Origin of the sequence: Streptomyces sp. NPDC086989, from assembly GCF_044745505.1 — a bacterium.
In the GTDB taxonomy this organism is placed as follows: Bacteria; Actinomycetota; Actinomycetes; order Streptomycetales; family Streptomycetaceae; genus Streptomyces.
In genome coordinates this window covers 279,696-303,593 of record NZ_JBIVAL010000005.1, presented here as the reverse complement: position 1 = coordinate 303,593, position 23,898 = coordinate 279,696, and the positions used below count along the sequence as shown (strand labels likewise).

The following is a 23,898-nucleotide window of genomic DNA, read 5'->3' as shown; positions in this document are numbered from 1 at the left end:
TGCTCTCGGCGCGCCGGGCGGAAGACCGCGTACTGGACGTACTTGGCTTTCGCCCGGTGCGGCGAGAGCGCGTGCCAGGCGTCGCGGGGCAGACGGCAGTTTGACGACAGGGCCTAGGACCTCTTCCCCAGGCGGTCCCGGATCCAGTCGTGGAACGCCGCGATGTGGTGCTCGCTGGGGACCAGTACGCCGCCCCCCGCGTACAGGCGCGAGCCCATCGCCGGCTGGCAGCGCTCGCAGGCCTCGAAGTCCTGCCGGTTGACCCGGTCGAAGAGCTCGACGGAGCGGCTGACGTCCCTGCCGCTGTCCACCACGTCCTTGAGGTACAGCCAGTCGCACTCGACGCGGGTGCGGTCGGCTGCGACCGGGTACATCCGGTGGAAGATCACGTGGTCGGGGACGAGGTTGACGAAGACCTGCGGGCGCACGGTGATGGCGTAGTACCTGCGGTCCTGGTCCGGTGACACGGTGGGGATGCGGTCGAGGCCCTCCGAGCCGTCGACGGTGAACCCGCGGATCCCCTCGCCGAAGGCGGCGCCGTGCCCGACGTAGTACTGGGCCGCGTAGCCGCCCGCGAACTCCGGCAGCACCTCGGTGAGTTCCGGGTGGATCGTGGCGCAGTGGTAGCACTCCATGAAGTTCTCGATGATGAGCTTCCAGTTCGCCCCGACGTCGTAGACGATCCGCCGGCCGACCTCCAGGTCGGCGATGCCGTACCGCTCGATGGACTCCGCGTCGCCGAGCCGTTCGACGGCGGCGCCGATGACCTGCTCCTCGAACGGGGGCGGGCTGTCCGCGAGGCAGACCCACACGTAGCCGAGCCATTCGCGTACGGCCACGGGTGCCAGCCCGAACTCGGTCCGGCCGACGTCCGGCATCTTCGTCAGGTTGGGGGCGGCGATCAGCGTGCCGTCGAGGTCGTACGTCCAGGCGTGGTACGGGCATTGGAACGCCCGCCGGACCTCGCCGGTCTCCTGTGTGCACAGCTTCGCACCACGGTGGCGGCAGACGTTGTAGAAGGCGCGGACGGCGTGGTCGCGCGAACGCGTCACCAGGATGCTCTCGCGTCCGACGTCCACGGTGCGGAAGGCGCCCGGTCGGGCGAGTTCGGACGAGCGCCCCACGCAGAACCACATCGTCTCGAAGATGTGCTCCTGTTCCAGCCGGAAGACGTCCGGATCGGTGTAGTACGCGCCGGGCAGGGTGGCGATCAGGCTCTCCGGCAGGCTGCTCGATGACACGTGCACTCCTCGCGGAACGTCGTGGCGAGGGGCGACGGCCGCGGGCTCACGCGCGGCCTTCCCCCCGGAGGGTGGCCGCGCGAGGCGGCTGGTGCGGCTGGTGCGGCAGGCCGGTCGGCGCGTCCTGCCGCAGGACGTACACCGTGCCCTCCTCGACGAGGACCGCGTGGGTGCGGACGGGACGCCTGGCCGGCGGGGAGCCCGCGACGCCGGTGCGCAGGTCGAACTTCGAGGCGTGCAGGGGGCATTCGACCTCGCAGCCCTCCAGCCAGCCGTCGGAGAGCGAGGCGTCCTGGTGGGTGCAGGTGTCGTCGATGGCGTACACCTGGCCGTCGTCGGTGTGGAACACCGCGATCGGGGGGTCGGAGTCGAGCCTGCAGGCCTCGCCCCGCGGGAGGTCCGCGAGCCTGCACACGGGAATCTTCATGACACCTCGGTGCGTATAGCGAAACGGATTGCGGTGAACGCAACGTCAGTTTGAGGGTGCCCCCTTACCTTGTCAAGGAAGGGTTCACGACATCGGGAGGGCCTCGCCACGAGCCGTACGAGGCAGCAGGCTTGGACCATGGAACACGTCGCCGCACTGACCGCGGAGCTCCTCGAAACGGACCGGACGGCGGGAGCGCGCCGGGCCGCCCCGGCGGCACTGCGCGCCATCGCAACCGCCGTCCGCCCGCACCGCGGACGCGCGGGCGCGGTGGCGCAGGCGTCGGGGGCGGGCGCGGTGACGGTTGCGGCGGGTGCGGGCGCGGGCTCGGGCGCGGGCTCGGCCGAACGGTCGGCGCTGATGGAGCTTTTCCAGGTCGCCGCCTGGATCCTCTTCGACGCGGAGCTGCACGGGACCTCGCGGCGCTGCAGCCGCCGGGCACTGGCCCTGGCCCGCACCCTGCCCCGGGAGAGCCGCTCCGTCGAACTGCTCGTGCTCTCCGTGCTCTGCCTCCAGGAGGACCACCTCGGGCGCCCCGCCGCGTCGCTGCGCATCTCGTCGTCCGTCCTGGCCGGCCGGGAGCTGCCGGCGCGGGTGGCCGCCATCTTCCACGTGCGCGAGGCGCGCGCCCGGGCCCGGCTCCGGCAGCGCCGCCGGGCGCTGCGGTCGCTGTCCGTGGCCCGCGAGCTCCTGGCGGACGGTCCCTCGGCGGGCGATCCGTCCTGGACCTGGTGGTTCGACCGCTCGGAGCTCGACGGTCACCACGGGCTCGCCCTCGCCGACCTCGGCGACCTGGACGGGGCGGCCGCCCTCCTGTACGAGGCGACGGCGGCGGACGGGGCGCCCGCCTACCGGTCGCTCTTCCCCGCCGAGCTGGCGTCCGTACTGGCCCGGGCCGGCGCGTGGCGGGAAACGGACGCGTGGCTGTCCGACCTCGTGGACCGCGTCCCGGACATCGGCTCCGTCCGGGCCCTCAACGCCCTGGCCCGCACGACCCGCACCATCGGGTCGGGCCCGCGGATCCCGCGTGCCCTGCGCCACACCACCGGACACCTCACGCAAGCCCTCCGGAGGGAGACGGCCCCTTAGGCCCTGCGGCACCCCGCTCACCCCGCCTTCCGCGTGCTCCGGGGGCCGTGAGAGGGTCGGCGCTGCCTGCGACGACGCCGCGCGAGGAGGACAGGTGACCGGCAGCACATCCACCGGACTGGTACTGGTGGCGGACGACGACGCCGCCATCCGCCGTTCCCTGGAGCGCGGACTGCGGCTGAGCGGCTTCACCGTGCTCCTCGCCGAGGACGGGCCCGGCGCGCTGGCCGCGCTCGCCGACCGGAGCCCGGACGTGCTCGTCCTGGACGTCTCGATGCCCGGCCTCACCGGTACGGAGGTGTGCCGCACGCTGCGCGCCGGGGGGGACGAGACTCCCGTGCTGATGCTGTCGGCCCTCGACGAGGTCGCGGACCGCATCGCCGGACTGCAGGCCGGGGCCGACGACTACCTGGTCAAACCGTTCGCGCTGGAGGAGCTGGTCCTGCGCCTGACCGCCCTGCTGCGCCGCCGCCCGGACCGGGCACCGGCGGACGTGCTGCGCGCCGGCCCGCTCGTGATCGACGAGGCGAGCCGGCAGGTGCGCCAGGACGGGGCCGAACTCCACTTGACCCGGCGCGAGTTCGAGCTGCTGGTCCAGCTCGTGCGCAACGCCGGGATCGTCCTCACCCGGGACCAGCTGCTCGACCGGGTGTGGGGTTACGACTTCGAGGTCCGCAGCGACGCCGTCGACACCTTCGTCAGCTACCTGCGCCGGAAGCTGGAGGAGGGCGGGCGCCCGAGACTGATCCACACCGTGCGCGGGGTCGGCTTCGTCCTGCGCGTGCCCGAGCCCCGGAGCGGATCGTGAAGCTCGCCACCCGCATCGCGCTCTCGGTGACCGTGGTGGTGCCCCTGCTGGTGCTCGCCGCGGGCCTGCTGGTGCTCGGCCTGGTCAGCCGCGATCTGCACCAGCAGCAGGACACCCGGCTCCAGGACCGCGCCTCGGCCGTCCTCCCCGACGTCAAGACGATGCTCACCGCCGACCTGAACGGCCGGCCGAAGGCCGAGCAGAACCAGCACCGCAAGGTCCTCGGCGACGTCCTCGACGCGGGCATCCGGGTCCGGGCGGCGACCGGCGCCACCGTCCTGGAGGGCGGCCCGCAGCCCGCCGAACCGGTGCGACTGCCCGAGCAGACACCCGACGGGCCCGTCACCGTCCGGGCCAAGGGCCACGCCTGGCGGGTGCTGACCGTCCCGGTGACCGGGCCCGCGCCGGGCACGCTGTGGCTGTTCACCCCGGCCTCGGCCGCCGACCCGCAGGTCGTCGCCGTACGCCGCCGCGTGCTGCTGGTGGCCCTGCTCGCGGCGCCGGTCTCCGGACTGCTCGCGTACGGGCTGGCCGGCCGGGCCACCGCGTCCGTCCGGAAGCTGAGCCGCCGGGCCGCCGAGCTCGACCCGGGGGCTGGCGCGGCCGCCTTCGCCAGCACCCCCTCGCACATCACCGAGGTGGACGAACTGTCCTCGGCCATCGGCCAGTTGCTGACCCGGTACGAGGAGCAGGCCGCCCGGACCGCGCAGGCGCTGGACACCGCCCGCTCGTTCTCCTCGGCCGCCTCGCACGAGCTGCGCACACCGCTGATGAGCATGCGGACCGACCTGGACGTCCTCGCCGCCCACCCCGACCTCCCGGCTGCCGAACGGGCCGAGATCGTAAGGGACCTGCAGAGCGACCACGCCCGCCTGCTGGACCTGCTCACGGCCCTGCGGATGCTCGCGCGGGGCGATCTGGTGGAGGTGTCCGCCTTTGCCCCGCTCGACCTGTGCGAGCTCGTGGACACCGTGGCCGGCGAGACCGCCCGCCATCACCCCGCGGCCCGGCTGGACGTGGAACTCCCGCCGGAGTTGAGGGTGTTCGGCTGGGACCCCGGGCTGAAGATCCTGCTCGCCAACCTGCTGGGCAATGCCGTGGTGCACGGCCGGCTGCCGGACGAGCCGGCCCGCATCACGGTACGGCTGCGCGCGGAGGCCGGCTGGGCGGTGCTCACCGTGGACGATGCGGGCCCCGGCATCCCGCCCGGCGAGCGGGAGGCCGTCTTCCGGCGGTTCCACCACCGCCCGGGCAGCCCCGGGTCCGGGCTAGGACTGACGCTCGTCGCCCAGCAGGCGGCCCTGCACCGCGGCACGGTCGCCGTCGGGACGCCGCCCGGGGGCACGGGCACCCGCTTCGAGGTGCGCCTGCCCCTGTCGGCGCCGGAATCCCCGACGCTGCGGCTGCCGGTACGGCGGGACTGGATCTCCCGGGGCGACTGAGCTGCCGCGGACCGCCCGGACTCACAAAGATTCCACAAAGAGGCCCCCTACCGTCCTGTCCGGTCGGCCGCCAGTGAGCCGGCCCGCTCGTACCGAAGGGGATACAGCCATGCTCCCGAACCGTAGGACCGCTGCCGTGATCGGCGCCGTCGCGCTGGCCGGCGCCCTGTTCGCCGCCGCTCCCGCGCAGGCCGACAACGCCAGTCCCGCCCCCGCCGCCCCGAAGACGGCCAAGTCCGCGCCGAAGGGCGACGGCGCCAAGGCCATCTGCAAGCGCCTGCCGAAGACGCAGACGCGGATCACCACCGCGATCAACCGGCTGAACGGTGACGTCACCGTCCCCGGCTCCGTGGCGCGGCTGGAGCAGCGCGTCGCGAACGCCCAGACCGCCGGTCACACCGAGGTCCACACCTACCTGAACGACCGCCTGACCTTCCGCAAGAGCCTGCTGCCCACCCTCCAGAAGCGGCAGGACGACCTGAAGGCCGTCAGCACCTGGTGCTCCGCGCAGGGGTCCAAGTGACCGTCCCCCGCCGCGCCGCGCTGGGGCTGGCGGTCCTGCTCACGGGGGCGGCGCTGGCGCTCACCGGCTGCATGCCGGGCGCGAGCGCCTCACCGAAGGCCACCCAGTCCGTGGGCGGCGCCGACGACGCGACCGTCCAGGATATGCAGAAGAAGCTGGACGACGCCGAGAGCGCCGCCGCCGAGGCGGACTCGGACGCCACCCAGAACAACTGACCCGCCCCGTGCGGGCTCCGGCCCGCCCCCGATGACGGGGGCGGGCCGGACCCATCCCGGGCCGGACCTGTCCCGGGTCAGGCGCGTTTCGCCCGCAGGAAGCGGTGCAGCCGCGTCCACGGCCAGGCGTTGACGACGTCGTCCTTCGTCAGCCAGCCGCGCTGCGCCGTGCCCACCCCGTAGCGCAGGTAGGGCAGGTGGGTGGTCGCGTGCGCGTCCGAGTTCACGGCGAACTTCACCCCGTGGCGTTTCGCCCGCAGGATGTCCTCGTCGCCCAGGTCGAGGCGCTCCGGATGCGCGTTGATCTCCAGCGCGGTGCCCGTTCGCGCGCAGGCCTCGAAGACGGCGTCGAAGTCGGCGTCCACGCCCGGCCGGCGTCCGATCCGCCGGGTGGTGGGGTGGCCTATGACGGCGACGTTCGGGTTCTCACAGGCCCGGATGAAGCGCCGGGTCATGGCATGCCGGCTCTGGCCGAAGTGGGAGTGGACGGAGGCCACGCACAGGTCGAAGTCCGCGAGGAACGCGTCGGGCCAGTCCAGGCCGCCGTCCGGGCCGATGTTGAGTTCCGTGCCGTGCAGCAGCCGCATTCCGCGTACCGTGCGGTCCAGTGCCCGGACCCGCTCGCGCTGGGCCAGGATCTTCTCCTGCGTCATGCGCTGCATCGCGAGGTCCGGCGCGTGGTCGGTGACCGCGTAGTACGCGTAGCCGCGGGCGGCAGCGGCGGCCACCATGTCCTCCAGGGAGGCGAGCCCGTCGGTGAGGTCGGTGTGGGTGTGCAGGTCGCCGCGGATGTCGTCCTCCGCCACGAGGGCGGGCAGTCCGCCGCGCAGGGCCGCCGCGACCTCGCCGCGGTCCTCCCGCAACGGCGGCGGGATCCAGGGCAGTCCGAGCCGGGCGTAGATCTCCTCCTCGGTCTCCGAGGCGAGGTTCTCGCCGCTCTCGGCGTCGAAGAGGCCGTACTCGGAGAGCTTGAGCCCCTGGCGCACGGCCAGCGCGCGGGTGCGGACGTTGTGCGCCTTGGATCCGGTGAAGTACTGGAGTCCCGCTCCCCAGGAGGCGGGCGGCAGGACGCGCAGGTCGACCTGGAGGCCGGCGCCGGTTCGCACGGAGGTCTTCTTCGCCCCCTGCACGACGACCTCGGCCGTGTGCGGGAGCTCGGTGAGCGCCGTCATGAACGGGTCGGACCGGTCGGCCGCCACCAGGACGTCGATGTCGCCGATGGTCTCCCGCATCCGGCGCAGCGAGCCCGCGTACGTGCACCGCACGCACCCCGGGATCCGCTCCATCTCGGCGACGATCTGCTCGGCGATGTCCGTCGCGGCGCCGAGCAGGATCCGGCCGTCGGCGTGGCGCAGGACGGAGATCCCGTGGAGGATGTTCTGCTCCGTCTGCTCGCCGAACCCCTTCAGATCGCGCAGCCGCTCCTCCCGGACCGCCTCCTCCAGCTGCTCGACGGACGAGATGCCCAGCCGGTCGTACAGGACGAGGGCTTTCCTGGGCCCCAGTCCGGGGATGGCCGTCAGCTCGCGCACCCCGGCCGGGACGGCGGCCCGGCTCGCCTCGATGTCCGGGACGTGCCCGGTGCCCAGGAACTCCACGATCTTGTCGGCGATGGACCTGCCCACGTGCGGGATCTCCCGCAGGGCCTTGGCGTCCAGCCCGGCGACATCGGCCGGGTGGCCGCCGACGGAGCGGGCCGCCTTTTCGTAGGCGCGCGCCTTGAAGGCGTCGCCGCCGCTGATCGCGATCAGGTCGGCGTACTCGCGCAGCAGTGCCTCGACCCGTTCGTTGGCCCTGGCCATGCCTCCAGGGTACGGGCCGCGCGCCCCGCGCGAAGAAGTAGAGGATTGTTCACTTTCCATTGACAGGGCGGGCTGCGGGGCCCAAAAGTGTGGCCGTCAGCGATGCATCCGACGGCGGCCGGACACCGCCCCGTCGGCGACCCGTACCGTGCGCCACCGCGACCGAAGCGAGCCCGTATGACTGCGCCCGTACCCCAGTTCCCCGCCGATTTCCTCTGGGGCGTCTCCGCCTCGGCGTTCCAGATCGAGGGCTCCCCCACCGCCGGCGGCCGGGGCCCCTCCTCGTGGGACGCGTTCACCAGGGAGGCGGGCCGCATCAAGGACGGCTCGCACGCGGACGTGGCCACCGACCACTACCGCCGCTACCGCGAGGACGTGGCCCTGATGGCCGGTCTCGGCGTCGGCGCCTACCGGTTCTCGGTGTCCTGGTCGCGGGTCCTGCCGGACGGCCACGGCCGGGTCAGCCGCGAGGGGCTGGACTTCTACGACCGGCTCGTCGACGCGCTGTGCACCGCCGGGATCGCGCCCGTGCCCACGCTGTTCCACTGGGACACCCCGCTCGCGCTGGAGGAGAAGGGCGGCTGGCTCAGCCGCGACACCGCCGAACGGTTCGCCGCGTACGCCTCCGTCGTCGCGGAGCGGCTCGCCGACCGCGTCCCGATGTGGATCACCGTCAACGAGCCCGCCGAGGTCACCCTCCTCGGGTACGGGCTCGGCGAACACGCCCCGGGCAGGCGCCTCGTCTTCGACGCCCTGCCCGCGGCGCACCACCAGCTCCTGGCCCACGGCCTCGGCGTGCAGGCCCTGCGCGCCGCGGGCGCCCGGCAGATCGGCATCGCCGCCTCGCACAGCCCCGTGTGGGCCGCCGGAGACGGCGAGGCCGACCGCGGCGCCGCCGAGCTGTACGACGTGCTCACCAACCGCCTCTTCTCCGACCCGATCCTGACCGGCGCGTACCCCGACGAGGGCCTGGCCGCGCTGCTGCCGGGCCCGGTGGCGGAGGACCTCGCGACGATCTCCGCCCCGCTGGACTGGTACGGCGTCAACTACTACAACCCGATGCTCGTCGGAGCCCCGCAACCGAGTGGGCCGGCGGGGGAGTTCGGGGGCATCGGGATCCCGGCGGACCTCCCGTTCGCGATCCGGCCGATCGAGGGGTACGAGCACACCGACTTCGGCTGGCCGGTGGTCCCGGACGGGCTGCGCGAACTGCTCGTCTGCCTGCGGGAGCGCTACGGTGACCGGCTGCCGCCGCTGTACGTGACCGAGAACGGCTGCTCGTACGGGGACGGTCCCGATCCCGTCACGGGCCGGATCGCCGACGACCGCCGGATCGCGTACCACGCGGGCCACCTCGGCGCCCTGCACCGGGCGATGGAGGAGGGGGTCGACGTCCGCGGCTACTTCATCTGGTCGATCCTCGACAACTTCGAGTGGGCGGAGGGCTACCGGCAGCGGTTCGGGCTGGTCCACGTCGACTACGAGACGCTGGAACGGACTCCGAAGGCCTCGTACGCCTGGTACCGCGACGTGATCAAGGGCCGCGGATGACCGTCGGCCGGACGGCCGAGGAGGACGCCGACCCCGCGGGCGCAGAACCCGCCCCGGCCGACGCGCCGACCGGGGGCGGAGCGGTCAGGGGCGGAGCGACCGGGGGCGGAGCGGCCGGCGGGGAACCGGTCGCGGGGCGGTGGGTGAGCGCGCTGTCCCTCGCCGCTCTGGGCGTCTGGGTGGGCTGGTTCGGGCCGCTCCAGTTGCTGCTGGCCCGCCAGGCCGAGCAGCTCACCCCGGACCACAAGGCGTCCACGCTCGCGCTGGTGACGGGTGTGGGCGCGGCCGTCTCGATGGTCGCCAACCCGGTGTTCGGGGCCCTGTCGGACCGTACGACGGCGTCGGTGGGGCGGCGGATCCCCTGGGTGGTGGCTGGTGTCGTGGGCGGGGCTGCCGGGCTGGTCCTCCTCGCGCGGGCCTCGGGCGTCACCCTGGTGATCGCCGGCTGGTGCCTGGTCCAACTGACCCTCAACGCGGCCTTCGCCGCCCTCACCGCGGCGGTGCCCGACCAGGTCCCGCCCCGGCAGCGCGGCCTGGTCGGCGGCTGGCTGGGCGTCGCCCAGGTGTGCGGCATCCTGGTCGGCACGGCGCTGGCCACGGTCGCGGGCGGCGTCGGCGCCGGGTACCTCGCGTGCGCGGCGTTCTCGGTGCTCGCCGCCGTCCCGTACGTGGTGATGCGCCGCGACACACGGCTCTCCCCCGCCGCCCGGCCGGCCTTCCGGTGGCGGGCGTTCCTCACCGGATTCTGGATCGATCCGCGCCGGCATCCGGACTTCGGCTGGGCCTGGCTGACGCGGTTTCTGATGAACCTGTCGTACTCCGTCAGCACGATGTACCTGCTGTACTACCTGACCGACGCGGTGCACTACGAGCACGACGCGGACACGGGCGTCCTGATCCTGACGGCGCTGAACGCGGTGACCCTGCTGGCCACGGTGGTGGTCGGCGGCGTCCGCTCGGACCGCACGGGCCGGCGGAAGGTCTACGTCATCGGGTCGGGGCTGGTCATCTCGGTGGCCACGCTGCTGCTCGCCGTCTGGCAGACCTGGACCGGGGCGGTCGTCGCCTCGCTGGTCCTCGGGGTCGGCTTCGGCGTCTACACGTCGGTGGACTTCGCCCTGCTGACCGACGTGCTGCCCACGGCCGAGGACCGGGGCCGGGACCTCGGGGTCATCAACATCGCCAACGCGCTGCCGCAGGTGCTGGCTCCGGTGATCGCGGCGCCGGTGGTCACCCACTTCGGCGGGTACACGGCGCTCTACGCCCTTGCGGGCGCCCTCGCGCTGGTGGGATCGGTGCTGGTCCGCCGCATCCGCGGGGTCGCGTAGCGGCGGGCGCCGGCACCGGCACCCGACGTGCACCCGCGGTGCCACCGGTCGGGCCGGTGACACCGCGGGCGGGGTGGGTCAGGAGTTGACGCAGACGTTGCCGGCGGCCGGGTTCAGCAGACCGACGATGTTGATGCTGTTGCCGCAGGCGTTCAGCTGGAGGTGGATCGGGATCTGGACCACGTTGCCCGAAAGAATGCCCGGCGAGCCGATGGCGTAGCCTTCGGCCTCCGCGTCGGCGGCGGCGCTGCCGATCCCGCCCAGCGTCGCACCGACGACCAGAGCGGCTCCGGCCAGCAGGGTACGGATCTTCATGTGGGTCTCCCATCGCATGAGGGTGTGCCGGGCCATCCCATACCAGCGCGGCCCGAAGCCGCCCGATTCACCCGGTCGTGGGCGCTGTCCGCGTCGCGGTCCCGGAGCCCGCGGAAGATTTACGACCGAGAACTTTCCGCGAAGGGCAATCTCCCGGGCGCCCTGCCGCGTATGCCCCTGTGGAAGTCTCTCCAGGAGGAAAGCTCATGGCGATCTTCACTCACCTCATTCCCGCAAAGCACCGCCGTCACGGAAAGAGGGACATGACCTCGGGGAACGACAGCACCGAGAGGCGTCGTCACCGTCGTCGCCGCCACACCCACCACAGCAACCACGGAAACCACGGTCACACCTGGTGATCGGCGAGTACGGCTGGGCGGATCCCTTCGTGGTCCGCCCAGCCGCCGGCCGTTGAGGAAACGCGACGATGAAGCACGTGGCGCGGCATGCACTGCGGCGGCTGCTGTCGGTGGCCGACGATCCCGATGCGGTCGTCGCCGCGGCACCGCCCGTCACCCCGCGCGAGGCGTTCCGGCGGTTCTGGCCCTACACCCGTGGCGGCCGGCGCTGGCTCGTCCCGATCCTCCTCTTCAGCATCGTCGGCCCGCTGCTGGACGCGGCCGAGATCTGGCTCTTCAAGGTCGTGGTCGACGAGGTCCTCGTACCGCGCGATTTGGGCCCGTTCCTGTGGATCGCACTGGCCTATCTGGGCCTGGTGCTGTGCTCGGGCGTTCTGGGGTTCGCCGACGACGTGATGTCCACGTGGGTCGGCGAACGCTTTCTGCTGGCCCTGCGCGCGGACGTCTACCGCCACGTCCAGGGCCTCTCGCTCGGGTTCTTCGAGCGCCGGCGGCTGGGAGACGTACTGGCCCGCATCACCGGCGATGTCGACGCGATCGAGACGTTCCTGCTGTCGGGCGTGACCAACGCCCTGTACTACGTCATCCAGTTGGGCGTCTTCCTCGGTCTGCTCTTCTACCTGAGCTGGGACCTGACCCTTCTCGCGCTCGTCATCGTGCCGCTGTTCTGGGGCGCGGCCCGGCGCTTCTCCCGGCTGATCAAGGCCGCGTCGCGCGAGCGGCGCCGGCGCAGCGGCTCGATCAGCGCGATAGCCGAGGAGTCCCTCGGCAACATCGCCCTCGTTCAGGCGTACAACCGGCAGGGGACGGAGGAGGGCCGGTTCGCCCGCGAGAGCATGGGCCGGTTCCGCGCGGCGCTGGTCTCGGCCCGCATCCGCTCCGTGTACGGCCCTCTCGTCGAGGCGATCGAGCTGACCGGTGCACTGGCCGTCCTGGCCCTGGGTACGTGGAAGCTGGCCCAGGGGCAGCTCACGCTGGGCGGACTGCTGGTCTTCGTCGCGCTGCTGGGCAAGCTCTACAGTCCGATCCGCGACCTGTCCCAGCTCACCAACACCCTTTACGCGGCCTCTGCGTCGGCCGAGCGGATCATCGAACTGCTCGACCAGCGTCCGCAGGTCGTGGAAGTGGAAGCCGCCCGTGCCCGGAAGGTCGGACGCGCCCGGGGCGATGTCGAGTTCCGCGGCGTCTCCTTCCGCTATCCGGGCACGGGGCGCTGGGCCCTGCGCGACGTGTCGTTCCGCGTGGAGCCGGGTGCGACGCTGGCGCTGGTCGGGACGAGCGGCGCCGGCAAGTCCACGGTCGGGAAACTGCAACTGCGCTTCTACGACCCCGACCAGGGGGCCGTCCTCCTCGACGGCACCGACCTGCGGGAGATCCGGCTGTCCGAACTGCGGGAGAACGTCGCGGTGGTGCTCCAGGAGACGCTGGTCTTCCACGGTACGGTCCGCGAGAACATCGCGTACGGCCGGCCCGGCGCGACGGAGGCGGACATCGTCGCGGCGGCGCGGGCGGCCGACGCCGACGGGTTCATCCGGCTGCTCCCCGAGGGCTACGACACCGTCGTGGGCCAGCGGGGCCGGACCCTGTCCGGCGGCCAGGCCCAGCGCCTTGCGATCGCCCGCGCGATGGTGCGCGACGCGCCCGTACTCCTCCTGGACGAGCCGACCACCGGTCTGGACGCCGCATCGAGCCGCCGGATCATGGAGCCGCTGCGCCGGCTGATGGCCGGACGGACCACCGTCGTGATCTCCCACAACCTGCTCACCGTCCGCGACGCGACGTCCACGGTGGTGCTGGAGAAGGGCCGGGTCGCGCAGTGCGGCACGCACGACGAGCTGCTCGTACGGGACGGCCCCTACGCCCGCCTGCACCGGGCGAACGGTGGCGCGCCCGGCCTCGCCGCCGGTCCTCCTCCCCTCCAGGTGCTGTCGTGAGCCCCGCCACCACCGCCACCACCGCCCGGACACCGGCCCCGCTGCTGGCGCCCGGTACGGCGGCGGCCCCCGGCTACGAGGTCCTCGCGCACCTGGCCCGGACCGGGTGGCTCGACCTGTACGACGCCTGGAGCGGGGAGCGGGACTGCCGGTGCGTGGTGAAGGTGCTGCGCCCGGACCGCAGCGGCGAGGCGCGGCTGGGCGAGCGTCTGGTCCGCGAGGGCCGCTGGCTCCAGGGCTTCACGCACCCCCATCTGGTGCGCGCGTACGAGACCTTCGAGTCGCCGGAGCCGCTGGTCGTGCTGGAGACGCTGACGGGCGAGACGCTGGCGCACCTCGTCGACCGGCTCCCGCGGCGGGCGTCCGCCGAGGACGTGGCCGTCCTGGGCGTGCAGCTGTGCTCCGCCATGCACTACCTGCACGGGCAGGGCCTGCTGCACCTGGACCTGAAACCGTCCAACGTCGTGGTGGAGGGCGGTCACGCGAAGGTGCTCGACCTCAGCGTCGCCCGCGCCCCGGGCCACGCACCCGCGGGGGCCGGCACGTTCGGCTACATGGCCCCCGAACAGGCACGCGGGGGCGTCCTGTCGACGGCGGCCGACGTCTGGGGCATCGGCGTCACCCTGTACGAAGTGGCCACCGGGGAGGTGGCCTTCGATCCCGGCGAAACCCTGGACACGGGTACGGGTACGGGTACGGGCGCAGGCAGCGGCCCGGCTTCGGGAAGCGCAGAAGCGGGCGGGGGCGGGGACTGGTATCCGCAGCTCGAAGGTCCGGCCCCGCCCGTCGGCGCCCGGCGGCGCCTGCCCCGGGCCCTGGCGGCGGCCATCGACGGCTGTCTGCGCCCCGATCCGACGGCCCGGCCCACGGTGGCGGAACTGTCCGCGGCCCTCGACGCGACGCTGCGCCGGCGGCGCCGCGACACCCTCGCACCGGAGTGAACCGCGCGTACGAGGGCGTCTGGTGGGGCTGGCCGCCGGTATGTAATGTCACATTGCATGATGCTCTTACGGCGTGCCGCGTCCGTCGCGGCCCTTCTCGCCACCGTCCTTCCCCTGGTCGTCGCCGCGCCCGCGCACGCGGACGGGACGTCCCCCTGCCGCGCGGCCTCCGGCCCCGTCCCACGCCCCGACCCCGAGCAGGCGCGGCTCGCCGACGCCCGGACCACGGCACTCGTCGAACGCGCCGGGTTCGGGGACTTCGTCCGGCGTTTTCCCGCCGCGCTGTGCACGGCCCGCAGCGCCGCCGAGGCGGGGCGGCTGCTCGACGACTGGGGCGGGGCCCTCTGGCAGGCCGCCGTACGCCGCGCCCAGGACCGGCGGCCCGGCGGTGACCTCCCGGCCGGCGACGACCGGCCGCTGTACTGGACCCGGCTGGCCATGACCACCGCGCTCGCCCGCTGGCAACCGGCCTTCCCCGTCGACGGTCCCGAGCTGCGCGCCCGCTTCGAGGACGCCTCCCGCGGCCTCACGGACAACGCCTTCCGGTCGGCGCCGGGCGTGCGGCGCGTCTTCATCAGCGGCTTCGACCCGTTCGGGCTCGACGCCGAACTGCGCCGCGCCAACCCCTCCGGCTCCGCGGCCCTCCGGCTCAACGGACTCCGCATCACCCTCGCCGACGGCGGTCCCGCCGAGATCCGCGCCGTCGTCCTGCCGGTGCGGTACGCGGACTTCGACGCCGGCATCGTGGAACGGGCCTTCGCCCCGCGCCTGGCCGGCGGCCTCGACGCGGCCGACGTCATCACCACCGTCAGCCAGGGCTACCCCGGCATCTTCACCCTGGAGGCCTGGGCGGGCCGGTCCCGGTCGGCGGACCCGTACCCCGACAACACCGGCTCCCTCTCCGGCGGCACCCGTGAGCACCCGGTCACCGCCCCCGGCCTCGGCCCGGGCGCGGAGTTCATCCGGACCACGCTTCCCACCGAGGCCGCCACCGGCTCCGTGCAGAGCCCGTACCCCGTGCTGCTCAACACCGCCGTCACCGAGATCCCGGCGGGCGGCACCGCCCCCGTGGACCGCGAGGACGGCCCGACACCGGGTTCGCGGGCCGTGGAGGGCGGCGGGGGCGGTTACCTGTCCAACGAGGTGGCCTACCGCTCCAACCGGCTGCGCGGTGAACTCGCCCCGCAGCTGCCCGGCGGTCACCTGCACACCCCCGTCCTCACCGGCCTCCCGGCGGATCCGGCGCTGCTGACGGGACCCGAGTTCGAGCGCAACGAGACCGCGATCACCACGGAGGTCCGCGCCGTCCTCGAACACACCGGCGCGCGCCCCTGATCCCGGCTACAGGGCGCCGAGTTCGTCACTCAGGTCCCGCAGGCCGAGCGAGCCGAGCGAGAGCGCGGCCATGTGCCAGCGTTTGAGGTCGAAGTCCGCACCCTGCTTGGCCCGGGCCCGCTCCCGCCCCTCCAGCCACGCCCGTTCACCGAGCTTGTACGTGACGGCCTGGCCGGGCCTGCCCAGGTAGCGGATCACCTCGCTGTCCAGGTAGGCCGCGGGCCGGCTGGAGTAGCGGCCGAGGAACTCCCGTGCCAGCACGGGCGTCCAGCGTTCGCCCGGCCGGAACGGCGAGCCGGCCGGGATCCGCAGCCGCAGGTGCATCCCGATGTCGATGATCACGCGGACGGCCCGCATCATCTGGGCGTCGAGATGGCCCAGCCGGTGCGCCGGGTCGGTGAGGAACCCCAGCTCGTCCATGAGGCGTTCGGCGTACAGGGCCCAGCCCTCGGTGGTGGCGCTCACCTTGGCGACCTTCGTCTGGTACCGGGACAGGCCGTCCGCCAGGAACGTCCAGTGCCCCAGCTGGAGATGGTGTCCCGGGAATCCCTCGTGGTACCAGGTGGACACGAGGTTGTGGGTGGGGAAGCGGGTCCTGCCGAGCGTGGGCAGCCAGGTCCGGCCCGGGCGCGTGAAGTCCAGGGAGGGCTGTGAGTAGTACGGCGCCGCGGCGCCGCCGGGCGGTGCGATGCAGGACTCGACGCGCCGGACCGGCTCGGCGATGTCGAAGTGCCGCCCGTCCAGGGCCTCCACGGCCTCGTCCATCAGGGACTGGAGCCACAGCCTGGTCTCCTCGACCCCGTGGACGCTCCGGCCGTGGTCGCCGAGCCAGCCCAGGACCACCCAGGGGTCCTGTCCGCCGGGCAGGACGCGCGTTGCCTCGGCCCGCATCTCGGGCAGCAGCCGGTGGAACTCCTCCCAGCCGTACGCGTGCGCCTCGTCGAGGTCGAGGTCCGCGCCGGTGTAGTAGCGGGCGAAGCGGGCGTAGCGCTCGCGCCCGACCGCGTCCTCGGCCCCGGCGCCGGTGGCCTGCGCACCGTACTCGCGCCGGAACCACTCCGCCAGCTCGGCGAACGCGCCCATGGCCACGCGGGCCGCGGCCGCCACCTCGGCCGCCTGCTGCGGCGGCGCTCCGGCCGCCAGGGCGCCGAACCCGCCCGCCCCGGCGCCCAGCCACTCCTCCAGTTGGACCACGTTGGCCCGCACCTGGCGCGGCGCCGCGGCCGTTCCGCGGCGGACGCCCTCGGCGAGGGAGGCCCGGTAGCCGCTCAGACACGCGGGCACGGCCCGCAGCCTCCGGGCGATCGCCGCCCAGTCCTCGGCCGTCCGGGTCGGCATCACCGCGAACACCTTGCGCACCCGGTGCAGGGGTGAGGAGATGTTGTTGACCGCGCGCAGGTGCTCGCCGGCCTCGTGCTGGGCCAGTTCCGCGTCGAGCCGTTCCCGCAGCAGCCGTGCGCACCGCCGCTCGACGCCGTCGGCATCGCCGTCGGTGTCGCCCTCGGCATCCCCGTCGGCGCACGCGCGCGGGGCGGCTTCGGCCACGGCGAGCCGTACGAGGGTCCCGCGCGCGAGTTCCGCCTCACCGAGCGCCCCGTCGGGCGAGAAGTCGGGCAGTCTGTCCGTGCCGGCGGAGGTGCCGAGATACGTGCCGGTGATCGGGTCGAGCGCGACCAGGGCGTCGACGTGCGCGTCGGAGATCTGGCGGGGCAGCTCACGCTGGGGCCTCAACATGCCCGAGGTACTGCCCAGGGCCTCCCCCGGGCACTCCCCGGCACCGGGTCTTTGGCCGGTTCGGCGTGCCAGCTCCGACGTGCGCCCCGTGGGAGTGGTGCGCACGATGGTGTACGGGACCGCCATGGCTTGCCGACCCGGGTCCCGCACCCGAGAGAGAGGCTGCGCGATGAGCAGCACGCCGAGTACGACGCCGAGGGGTACCAGCAGTGGCAGTGGCTGGGCCGCGGGCGGCACGATGTTCGCAGGTGTACTGATGATCGTCAGCGGTGTCTTCGCCGTCATCGAGGGCATCGTCGCCCTCGCGAACGACGAGGTGTACCAGCACATCGGCAACTACACCTTCAAGTTCGACCTCACGGCCTGGGGCTGGATCCACCTCCTCGTGGGCATCCTCGTACTCGTGGCCGGCGCGGCGATCCTCAAGGGTTCGGAGGCGGGCCGGATCGCCGGTATCGCCCTGACCTGCCTGTACGTGATCTTCCACTTCATGTGGCTGCCGTACCAGCCGCTGTGGTCCCTGATCGCCATCGCCATCGGCGTCTTCGTGGTGTGGGCCCTGTGCACCGACGTCCAGCGGACGAGAGTCCCCTGACGGTGTGAGGTGCCGGCCAAGCCCCCGCTACCCTCGTGCCGGTACGACGACGTGACCGGCGAAGGGGAGCACGGACAGCATGACGATTCACCGGCCGGGCCGGCCCGGGGACCTGCCCGCAGCGGAACTGCTCTGGGCCCGCTGGGCGTTGGTCGCCGTCCTTGAGGCGACGACGGCGGCGGAGAGCCGCGGGGTCCACCGGACCGGTCACTGGATCGACGCCGGGGGACTCCATCTCGACGACTGCGGCTGCACGTGGTGGACCCTGGCCCGGATGGGCCGGGGCCGCTTCGTGCTCTACGGCGAGGACGAGTCGAGCGCCGTCAAGTGGCACGAGCCCCGCGTGGACATGCTGGCGCAGGGTCCGGACTGGCTCCCTCACGAGAGGCTGCGCGAGCTGGCCGGGAGCTGGGAACTGGGCTGCGTCTACTGGTACGAGAACGGCGCGTGGTCCCGCGCACCGTACCCGGACGACCTGGAGGACGACGGTCTGGACTGCGGCATGAGCCGCTTCGCGGACCGCGGGGAGGTCCTCGGCCTGCTGGCCGGCCACGGCCGGGCCGCGCAGGAGCTCCTGGAGGCCGCCGAGGCGTACCGGCTCGCCCCGCAGGCGCTCGACGCGGTGGTGGCCGGCGCCGGCGACGGGGACCCGGACGACGACCGGGACGAGCCGTGGGACCTGCCCGCGATGCACCGCGCGCTGCGGCTGGCCGCCCTCACGGCCGAATCCGTCCCCACCCCCTGAAGGGCCGTCCCGCAATCCGCGGGACCGTCCTCAGGGCGTGCACGCGTTCGGGAAGTGTTCTAGCGTCGTAGGCAGCGAGCCGCCGAGCAGAGGTGGGAACAGTGGCAAGTCCGACTCCGGCCCAGTTCCGGGCCGTCCACGGCGACATGGGGCACTGGCAGGCCGTCGACTTCGAGGTCTACGAGCACCTCGTGGAGAACCAGTACGTCGTGGGCCCGCCGCCCCGGCCCCAACCCGCCGAGCGCCCGGACCGGACCCCTCCCCCGGGACCCCGGTCACACGACTGAGGGCTGTCCCGTGTCCGCGCGCCCGCCGGGGATCACGGGACAAGCCCTTACGGGGCCGTGACGGCTGCCGCCGTGTCGTCACGGGGTGAGGGCGCGGGGGTGGTGTCGGCGGTGGTGTCCGGGTCGTGCGCCTGCTGGGCCGCCCTGCGGCGCAGCGCGTCCTCGTCCGTTTCCGCGTCATAGGTCACGAGCTTCGGCAGCAGCACGGACAGCGCCGCCACCGCCCCGATGCACATCAGGCCGCCGCTCCAGAACGCCGGACGGGTGCCCGTCCAGCCCGCGACCGTGCCCGCGCGGACCTGGCCCAGCTGCGGGCCCACGCTGTACGACAGCACCTCGATGCCGGCCAGCCGCCCGCGCAGTTCCTCGGGGATGGTCTGGTTCCAGATCGTCGCCCGGCCCAGCCCGCTCAGCATGTCGCCGGCGCCCGCGACCGCCAGGCACACCAGGACCAGCCGGATGTCGCCGAACCAGCCCGCCGCCGCGATCGCCGCGCCCCACACCGCGGCCCCGCACACCACGAACAGGCCGTGCCGCCGCACCCGTGAGGTCCAGCCGCTGGTCATGCCGAGCACGAGGGAGCCGACGGCGCCCGCCGAGTACATCAGGCCCAGCGCCCAGACGGCGTCCAGCTCGTCCGCGAGGAAGGGGAAGATCGTGTTGGGGAAGGCGAAGAACATCGCCGCCAGGTCCACCGCGTACGTGCCCAGCAGCACCGGCCGGCTCCACGCGTAGCGCGCGCCCTCGGCGATCCCGCGCAGCGAGGGCCGTTCCGCGTCCGGCGACGGCGGCGCCGGGGACAGCCGGGTGCACAGCGCGACGGACAGCGCGAACCCCGCGACGGTGATGCCGTAGGCGGCCGGGTAGCCGGCGTAGGCGACGACCAGGCCGGCCAGCGCCGGTCCCGCGATCGCGCCGATCTGGTAGCGCAGGGCGTTGAGGGCGGCGGCCGCGGTCTGCTGCTCGTGCGGCACGATCCGGGCCATCATCGAGTCCAGGGCCGGGCGTTGGAGCCCGGCCAGCGCCGAGACGCCGGCGGCGACCACGTACAGGGGCCACAGCATCGGACTCGGCAGCAGGGAGTTCACGAGCAGGACGAGGGCCAGCACCCCGAGGCCGGCCTCGCTCAGCAGGATCAGCCGGCGCCGGTCGAGCGCGTCGGCGAGGGCTCCGCCGTACAGGCCGAAGACGACCAGCGGGACGAGTTCCACCGCGCCCATCGCACCGACCGCGAGCGGCGAGTCGGTCAGGTGCTTGATCTGGAGCGGGAGGGCGATCATCGCCATGAACGACGTGAAGAACGTGACGGCGCCCTGGAAGAAGAGCAGCCGGAAATCGCGGCTGGAACGCCACGGGGCGAGGTCGGGAAGCAGGCCGGACAGGCGGGTGGTACTCACGACGGATCATCGTGCGTGACCCGCCCGCGCCCGGGCAACGGGTTTTCCCGGTGCCCGGGTGCGGCTGCGCGTGCGGGAGCGGGCGCGGCCCGGCGGGGCGCCCGGTCAGGCCGGGCCGGTGCCCAGGTGCTGCCAGAGGAACGTGTAGGCGAGGGCGTGGTTGACGGCGGCCTGTTCGTTGTCGCCGGCCCCGCCGTGGCCGCCGTCGGTGTTCTCGTGGAAGAGCACCCGGTGGCCCAGTTCCCGCAGCCGGGCGGCCGTCTTGCGGGCGTGGCCGGGGTGGACGCGGTCGTCGCGGGTGGAGGTCATCAGCAGCAGCGGCGGGTAGGGCCGGTCCGCGGAGAGGTTGTGGTACGGGGAGAGGGCTTCGAGGTGGGGCCGGTCCGCTTCGCTGTCGGGGTCCCCGTACTCGGCGACCCAGGAGGCCCCGGCGAGCAGGCGGTGGTAGCGGAGCATGTCCAGGAGCGGCACCTTCGCGACGACCGCGCCGAAGAGCTCGGGGTGGCGGACGAGCATCGCGCCCATGAGGAGGCCGCCGTTGCTGGCGCCGGTGATGCCGAGCCGGCCGGGGGTGGTGATGCCCCGGGCGGTGAGGTCGGCTGCGACGGCGGCGAAGTCCTCGAAGGCCCGTACCCGGTTCGCGCCGAGGGCGGCGCGGTGCCAGGCGGGGCCGTATTCAGAGCCGCCGCGGATGTTGGCGACCGCGTACGTTCCGCCGCGGGCGAGCCAGGCGCGGCCGGTGAGCGGGCTGTACCCGGGGGTCTGCTGGTCGCGGAAGCCCCCGTACCCGTAGAGGAGCGCGGGACCCGGCCGGTCCCGGCCGGCGGGGCCGATGACGAAGTACGGCACCTGCGTCCCGTCGGCGGAGGTCGCGAAGAACTGCCGGACCGACAGGCCGCGGGCGTCGAAGCGGGCGGGGGCCTGCTTGATCGGCTCGGACGCGGCTCCGATGTGCCCGTGGGCGAGGGTGGAGGGCTGGAGGTAGCCGTCGACGTCGAGGAAGTACTCGTCGCTGACGTCCGGGTCGGTGTCGGTGACGGTCGCCGAGGACAGCGGGGGCACGTCCGCCAGCGGGCGCCGGCTCCAGCCGTCGGGGCCCGGGGTGAGGACCTCGATGCGGGTCGCGACGTCGGCCAGCGTCTCCAGGATCAGGTGGTGGCGGGTCCAGCTGTGCCCGGCCAGCGCGGTGCGCTCGTCGGGTGCGAACAGCACGTGCGCGGTGCGGTCCCCGGCGAGGAACGCGTCGAAGTCGAAGGCGAGCAGTGAGCCGGCGGGGTGTCCCAGCCACGGGGTCTTCGGGGTGACGACCAGCCACTGCCGGTACGCGTACTTCCCGGCGTCGTCCGGTACGTCGATCCGTACGAGCCGGTCGCCCTCGGCGAGCAGGTACAGCTCGTGGTGGAAGAAGTCGGTGGAGCGGGAGACGAAGTCCCGTTCGTGGCCGGGGGTCGGGTCGTGCCAGCCGGCGGCGGACACGTCGGCGGCCTCGGCCTCGAAGACGATCCGGGCGTCCTCGACGGGGGTGCCCCTGCGCCAGCGCCTGACCGTGCGGGGGTAGCCGGAGGCGGTCAGCGAGCCCGGTCCGAGGTCGGCGCCGAGGAAGACGGTGTCCTCGTCGATCCAGCCGATCCGGGTCTTCGCCTCGGCGACCTCGAAGCCTCCGTCGACGAAGGCGCGCTCCGCGAGGTCGAACTCGCGGACCACGACGGCGTCGGAGCCGCCCCGTGACAGCTGGACCAGCGCCCGGCGGTGGTCCGGGTACCGGACGCGCGCGCCGGCCCACACCCACTCCTCGCCCTCCTGCGCGGCGAGGGCGTCGATGTCGAGGAGCACCTCCCAGGCGGGGTCGTCCTTGCGGTACTGCTCCAGCGTCGTACGCCGCCACACGCCCTTCGGGCGGTCCGCGTCGCGCCAGAAGTTGTACAGGTGCGCCCCGCGGCGGACGGTGTACGGGATGCGGTCGGCGTCGTCGAGGACCTCGCGGAGTTCGTCGCGCAGCGCTTCGAAGCGCGGGTCGCCGCTGAGGGCGGCGGCGGTCTCGGCGTTGCGCTCGCCCACCCAGGCCAGCGCGGCCTCGCCCTCGACGTCTTCCAGCCACAGGAAGGGATCTTCAGCAGTCACTCCACGATTGTGCAGCCCCGCGGGGCCGGCCGGAGCCGCTCGCGCCGAAGCGGGCGCGCCGGGTCCCGGCGCGGGCCGGTCATGCGGACAGCGGCCGGTCGTGGGCGCCGACGGGGGCGGGCAGGGCCGTCGAGCCGGTGAGGTAGCGGTCCACGGCGGCGGCCGCGGCCCGGCCCTCCGCGATGGCCCACACCACCAGGGACTGGCCGCGCCCGGCGTCGCCGGCGACGAAGACCCCGTCGGGCCCGCGGTGCGGGGGCCGGGCCGGTGGCCTGCCCCGGGCCGGCGGTGCACCCGCCGCCGGGGCCTGGGCCCAGGGCGGCGCCTGGGCGTGCGGCGCGGGGCGGGCCGGGCCGGCACCACCCGGCGGCGGGGGCTCGCCGAGGGCCGCGTAGTGCGCGTCGCGGGCGAAGTTGCCCCGGTCGTCGCGGGTGAGTCCGAGTTGCTCGCCGAGCCGGCAGTCCTGTTCGGGACCGGAGAATCCGAGCGCCAGCAGGACCAGTCCGGCGTCGATCACCCGCTCGGTGCCCGGCATCGGCTGCCGCCCCGCGGGCTCCACCGCCGTCAGGTGCAGGGCCCGTACCCGGCCGGCCGCGTCGCCTTCGAAGTGCATGGTCGCGCTGGAGAAGAGCCGGGGATCGGTGCCGTGGCGGCCGCGCGCCTCCTCGTGGGCGTGCGAGATCCGGTACACCTGCGGGTGCACCAGCGGCCAGGGCTCGCCTTCCGGCCGGTCGGCGCCCGGTTCGGGGCGGATGTCGAGCTGGACCACCGACAGGGCTCCCTGCCGCAGGGCGGTGCCCAGGCAGTCCGAGCCGGTGTCCCCGCCACCGACGATCACCACGTGCCGGCCCTCGGCGGTGATCACGGGCGCCGCGTGATCGCCCTCGCAGACCCGGTTGGCGCAGGTCAGGTAGTCCATGGCCTGGTGGATGCCGAGAAGCCCGCGGCCCGGAGCGGGCAGCTCCCGGCGCTGTGCGGCCCCGACGGCGACGACGACCGCGTCATGGCGCCGCCGCAGTTCGGCCGCGTCCGTGCGGCCGCCGATGTCGGCGTCGGTGCGGAAGACCGTGCCTTCGGCCCGCATCTGGGCGATGCGCCGGTCCAGGTGCACCTTCTCCATCTTGAACGCGGGGATGCCGTAGCGCAGCAGGCCGCCTATCCGGTCGGCGCGCTCGTAGACGACGACGGTGTGCCCGGCCCGGGTCAGCTGCTGGGCCGTGGCGAGTCCGGCCGGGCCGGAGCCGATGACGGCGACGGTCTGCCCGCTGAGCCGGCCGGGCGGTGCCGGCGGGGTGTATCCGAGCGCCCAGGCCTGGTCGGCGATGGTCTCCTCGACGTTCTTGATGGTCACCGGGTCGGCGTTGATGGCCAGGACGCAGGAGTCCTCGCAGGGGGCGGGGCAGAGCCGGCCGGTGAACTCGGGGAAGTTGTTGGTGGCGTGCAGCCGCTCGGCCGCGGCCCGCCAGTCGCCGTGCGCGGCGTACGCGTTCCACTCGGGGATGAGGTTGCCCAGGGGGCAGCCGCCGTGGCAGAACGGCACGCCGCAGTCCATGCAGCGGTTGGCCTGCTCCGACACGAGGGGCAGCAGCTTCTGCCCGGCGTGCACCTCCGACCAGTCGCCGAGCCGCTGGTCCGCGGGGCGCGACGGGACGGGGTTGCGGGGGGTCCTGAGGAACCCGTACGGGTCGGTCATGCGCCGCCTCCCTGGT

The 23,898-nt window shown here is 73.7% G+C and carries 21 protein-coding genes; 13 read left to right on the top strand and 8 right to left on the bottom strand.

Annotated elements, in window-relative coordinates:
* Nucleotides 1-113: 113 nt before the first annotated feature.
* Nucleotides 114-1,241, bottom strand: coding sequence for an aromatic ring-hydroxylating dioxygenase subunit alpha (locus ACIPK4_RS14175; RefSeq protein WP_402312392.1), 1,128 nt, complete (start codon nucleotides 1,239-1,241; stop codon nucleotides 114-116).
* A gap of 46 nt (nucleotides 1,242-1,287) precedes the next feature.
* Nucleotides 1,288-1,668: a bifunctional 3-phenylpropionate/cinnamic acid dioxygenase ferredoxin subunit gene (locus ACIPK4_RS14170; protein ID WP_402312389.1), complete on the bottom strand. Its 381-nt coding sequence runs from the start codon at nucleotides 1,666-1,668 to the stop codon at nucleotides 1,288-1,290.
* A gap of 138 nt (nucleotides 1,669-1,806) precedes the next feature.
* On the opposite strand from ACIPK4_RS14170, the gene ACIPK4_RS14165 reads away from it, so the two are divergent.
* The 5 genes from ACIPK4_RS14165 (at nucleotide 1,807) to ACIPK4_RS14145 (ending at nucleotide 5,745) form a co-directional block, all read left to right on the top strand.
* A complete protein-coding gene (locus tag ACIPK4_RS14165; RefSeq protein ID WP_402312386.1) occupies nucleotides 1,807-2,757 on the top strand; it encodes a DNA-binding protein in 951 nt (316 codons plus the stop codon).
* Nucleotides 2,758-2,851: 94 nt separating this feature from the next.
* Nucleotides 2,852-3,565, top strand: coding sequence for a response regulator transcription factor (locus tag ACIPK4_RS14160; RefSeq protein WP_054221560.1), 714 nt, complete (start codon nucleotides 2,852-2,854; stop codon nucleotides 3,563-3,565).
* Entirely contained in the window at nucleotides 3,562-5,007 is a 1,446-nt protein-coding gene (locus ACIPK4_RS14155; protein ID WP_402312382.1) for a sensor histidine kinase, read from the top strand. The genes ACIPK4_RS14160 and ACIPK4_RS14155 overlap by 4 nt, the downstream gene beginning before the upstream one ends.
* A gap of 109 nt (nucleotides 5,008-5,116) precedes the next feature.
* A complete protein-coding gene (locus ACIPK4_RS14150; RefSeq protein WP_376192299.1) occupies nucleotides 5,117-5,530 on the top strand; it encodes a hypothetical protein in 414 nt (137 codons plus the stop codon).
* Nucleotides 5,527-5,745 (top strand): hypothetical protein, encoded by a 219-nt coding sequence (locus tag ACIPK4_RS14145; protein WP_402312380.1) that lies wholly within the window; start codon nucleotides 5,527-5,529, stop codon nucleotides 5,743-5,745. The genes ACIPK4_RS14150 and ACIPK4_RS14145 overlap by 4 nt, the downstream gene beginning before the upstream one ends.
* A 77-nt stretch (nucleotides 5,746-5,822) precedes the next feature.
* Here ACIPK4_RS14145 and polX read toward each other — a convergent pair whose 3' ends face one another.
* Nucleotides 5,823-7,547, bottom strand: coding sequence for a DNA polymerase/3'-5' exonuclease PolX (gene polX / locus ACIPK4_RS14140; protein WP_402312378.1), 1,725 nt, complete (start codon nucleotides 7,545-7,547; stop codon nucleotides 5,823-5,825).
* A 177-nt stretch (nucleotides 7,548-7,724) separates the two neighbouring features.
* On the opposite strand from polX, the gene ACIPK4_RS14135 reads away from it, so the two are divergent.
* Together ACIPK4_RS14135 and ACIPK4_RS14130 are read left to right on the top strand one after the other, a co-directional pair.
* Nucleotides 7,725-9,098: a GH1 family beta-glucosidase gene (locus ACIPK4_RS14135; RefSeq protein WP_402312376.1), complete on the top strand. Its 1,374-nt coding sequence runs from the start codon at nucleotides 7,725-7,727 to the stop codon at nucleotides 9,096-9,098.
* The gene (locus ACIPK4_RS14130) at nucleotides 9,095-10,426 is read left to right on the top strand and encodes an MFS transporter (protein ID WP_402312373.1); all 1,332 of its coding nucleotides are present in this window, start codon (nucleotides 9,095-9,097) and stop codon (nucleotides 10,424-10,426) included. Before ACIPK4_RS14135 ends, ACIPK4_RS14130 begins: the two co-directional genes overlap by 4 nt.
* 78 nt (nucleotides 10,427-10,504) lie before the next feature.
* On the opposite strand, the gene ACIPK4_RS14125 is transcribed toward ACIPK4_RS14130, so the two are convergent.
* A complete protein-coding gene (locus ACIPK4_RS14125) occupies nucleotides 10,505-10,741 on the bottom strand; it encodes a chaplin (protein ID WP_402312371.1) in 237 nt (78 codons plus the stop codon).
* Between the two features lie 427 nt (nucleotides 10,742-11,168).
* On the opposite strand from ACIPK4_RS14125, the gene ACIPK4_RS14120 reads away from it, so the two are divergent.
* From ACIPK4_RS14120 to ACIPK4_RS14110, 3 genes are read left to right on the top strand one after another with little or no spacing between them, the layout of a single operon-like run.
* Nucleotides 11,169-13,034: an ABC transporter ATP-binding protein gene (locus tag ACIPK4_RS14120; RefSeq protein ID WP_402312369.1), complete on the top strand. Its 1,866-nt coding sequence runs from the start codon at nucleotides 11,169-11,171 to the stop codon at nucleotides 13,032-13,034.
* Nucleotides 13,031-13,975: a serine/threonine-protein kinase gene (locus tag ACIPK4_RS14115; protein WP_402312367.1), complete on the top strand. Its 945-nt coding sequence runs from the start codon at nucleotides 13,031-13,033 to the stop codon at nucleotides 13,973-13,975. The genes ACIPK4_RS14120 and ACIPK4_RS14115 overlap by 4 nt, the downstream gene beginning before the upstream one ends.
* A gap of 57 nt (nucleotides 13,976-14,032) precedes the next feature.
* Complete coding sequence (locus ACIPK4_RS14110; RefSeq protein WP_402312365.1) at nucleotides 14,033-15,310, top strand: pyroglutamyl peptidase; 1,278 nt, start codon at nucleotides 14,033-14,035, stop codon at nucleotides 15,308-15,310.
* A 6-nt stretch (nucleotides 15,311-15,316) separates the two neighbouring features.
* On the opposite strand, the gene ACIPK4_RS14105 is transcribed toward ACIPK4_RS14110, so the two are convergent.
* Entirely contained in the window at nucleotides 15,317-17,044 is a 1,728-nt protein-coding gene (locus tag ACIPK4_RS14105) for a DUF885 domain-containing protein (protein ID WP_402312363.1), read from the bottom strand.
* Between the two features lie 169 nt (nucleotides 17,045-17,213).
* On the opposite strand from ACIPK4_RS14105, the gene ACIPK4_RS14100 reads away from it, so the two are divergent.
* The 3 genes from ACIPK4_RS14100 to ACIPK4_RS14090 all read left to right on the top strand — a co-directional run bounded on the left by ACIPK4_RS14100 (nucleotide 17,214) and on the right by ACIPK4_RS14090 (nucleotide 18,671).
* The gene (locus ACIPK4_RS14100) at nucleotides 17,214-17,639 is read left to right on the top strand and encodes a hypothetical protein (RefSeq protein WP_054221570.1); all 426 of its coding nucleotides are present in this window, start codon (nucleotides 17,214-17,216) and stop codon (nucleotides 17,637-17,639) included.
* A 79-nt stretch (nucleotides 17,640-17,718) separates the two neighbouring features.
* Complete coding sequence (locus ACIPK4_RS14095; protein WP_402312361.1) at nucleotides 17,719-18,384, top strand: hypothetical protein; 666 nt, start codon at nucleotides 17,719-17,721, stop codon at nucleotides 18,382-18,384.
* Nucleotides 18,385-18,485: 101 nt separating this feature from the next.
* Nucleotides 18,486-18,671 carry a hypothetical protein gene (locus ACIPK4_RS14090; RefSeq protein ID WP_054221571.1) on the top strand — a complete coding sequence of 62 codons (186 nt, stop codon included), beginning with the start codon at nucleotides 18,486-18,488 and terminating at the stop codon, nucleotides 18,669-18,671.
* A 47-nt stretch (nucleotides 18,672-18,718) separates the two neighbouring features.
* On the opposite strand, the gene ACIPK4_RS14085 is transcribed toward ACIPK4_RS14090, so the two are convergent.
* The 3 genes from ACIPK4_RS14085 to ACIPK4_RS14075 form a co-directional block, all read right to left on the bottom strand.
* Nucleotides 18,719-20,068, bottom strand: coding sequence for an MFS transporter (locus ACIPK4_RS14085; protein WP_402312358.1), 1,350 nt, complete (start codon nucleotides 20,066-20,068; stop codon nucleotides 18,719-18,721).
* Between the two features lie 105 nt (nucleotides 20,069-20,173).
* Nucleotides 20,174-22,189 (bottom strand): prolyl oligopeptidase family protein, encoded by a 2,016-nt coding sequence (locus ACIPK4_RS14080; protein WP_402312356.1) that lies wholly within the window; start codon nucleotides 22,187-22,189, stop codon nucleotides 20,174-20,176.
* Nucleotides 22,190-22,268: 79 nt separating this feature from the next.
* Entirely contained in the window at nucleotides 22,269-23,882 is a 1,614-nt protein-coding gene (locus tag ACIPK4_RS14075; protein WP_402312354.1) for a glutamate synthase subunit beta, read from the bottom strand.
* Nucleotides 23,883-23,898 lie beyond the last annotated feature (16 nt).

Coding starts and splice junctions, on each gene's coding strand:
- ACIPK4_RS14170 (WP_402312389.1), bottom strand. CDS start 1,668: ATGAAGATTCCCGTGTGCAGGCTCGCGGACCTCCCGCGGGGCGAGGCC.
- ACIPK4_RS14165 (WP_402312386.1), top strand. CDS start 1,807: ATGGAACACGTCGCCGCACTGACCGCGGAGCTCCTCGAAACGGACCGG.
- ACIPK4_RS14150 (WP_376192299.1), top strand. CDS start 5,117: ATGCTCCCGAACCGTAGGACCGCTGCCGTGATCGGCGCCGTCGCGCTG.
- polX (WP_402312378.1), bottom strand. CDS start 7,547: ATGGCCAGGGCCAACGAACGGGTCGAGGCACTGCTGCGCGAGTACGCC.
- ACIPK4_RS14135 (WP_402312376.1), top strand. CDS start 7,725: ATGACTGCGCCCGTACCCCAGTTCCCCGCCGATTTCCTCTGGGGCGTC.
- ACIPK4_RS14130 (WP_402312373.1), top strand. CDS start 9,095: ATGACCGTCGGCCGGACGGCCGAGGAGGACGCCGACCCCGCGGGCGCA.
- ACIPK4_RS14125 (WP_402312371.1), bottom strand. CDS start 10,741: ATGAAGATCCGTACCCTGCTGGCCGGAGCCGCTCTGGTCGTCGGTGCG.
- ACIPK4_RS14120 (WP_402312369.1), top strand. CDS start 11,169: ATGAAGCACGTGGCGCGGCATGCACTGCGGCGGCTGCTGTCGGTGGCC.
- ACIPK4_RS14110 (WP_402312365.1), top strand. CDS start 14,033: ATGATGCTCTTACGGCGTGCCGCGTCCGTCGCGGCCCTTCTCGCCACC.
- ACIPK4_RS14105 (WP_402312363.1), bottom strand. CDS start 17,044: ATGTTGAGGCCCCAGCGTGAGCTGCCCCGCCAGATCTCCGACGCGCAC.
- ACIPK4_RS14100 (WP_054221570.1), top strand. CDS start 17,214: ATGAGCAGCACGCCGAGTACGACGCCGAGGGGTACCAGCAGTGGCAGT.
- ACIPK4_RS14095 (WP_402312361.1), top strand. CDS start 17,719: ATGACGATTCACCGGCCGGGCCGGCCCGGGGACCTGCCCGCAGCGGAA.
- ACIPK4_RS14075 (WP_402312354.1), bottom strand. CDS start 23,882: ATGACCGACCCGTACGGGTTCCTCAGGACCCCCCGCAACCCCGTCCCG.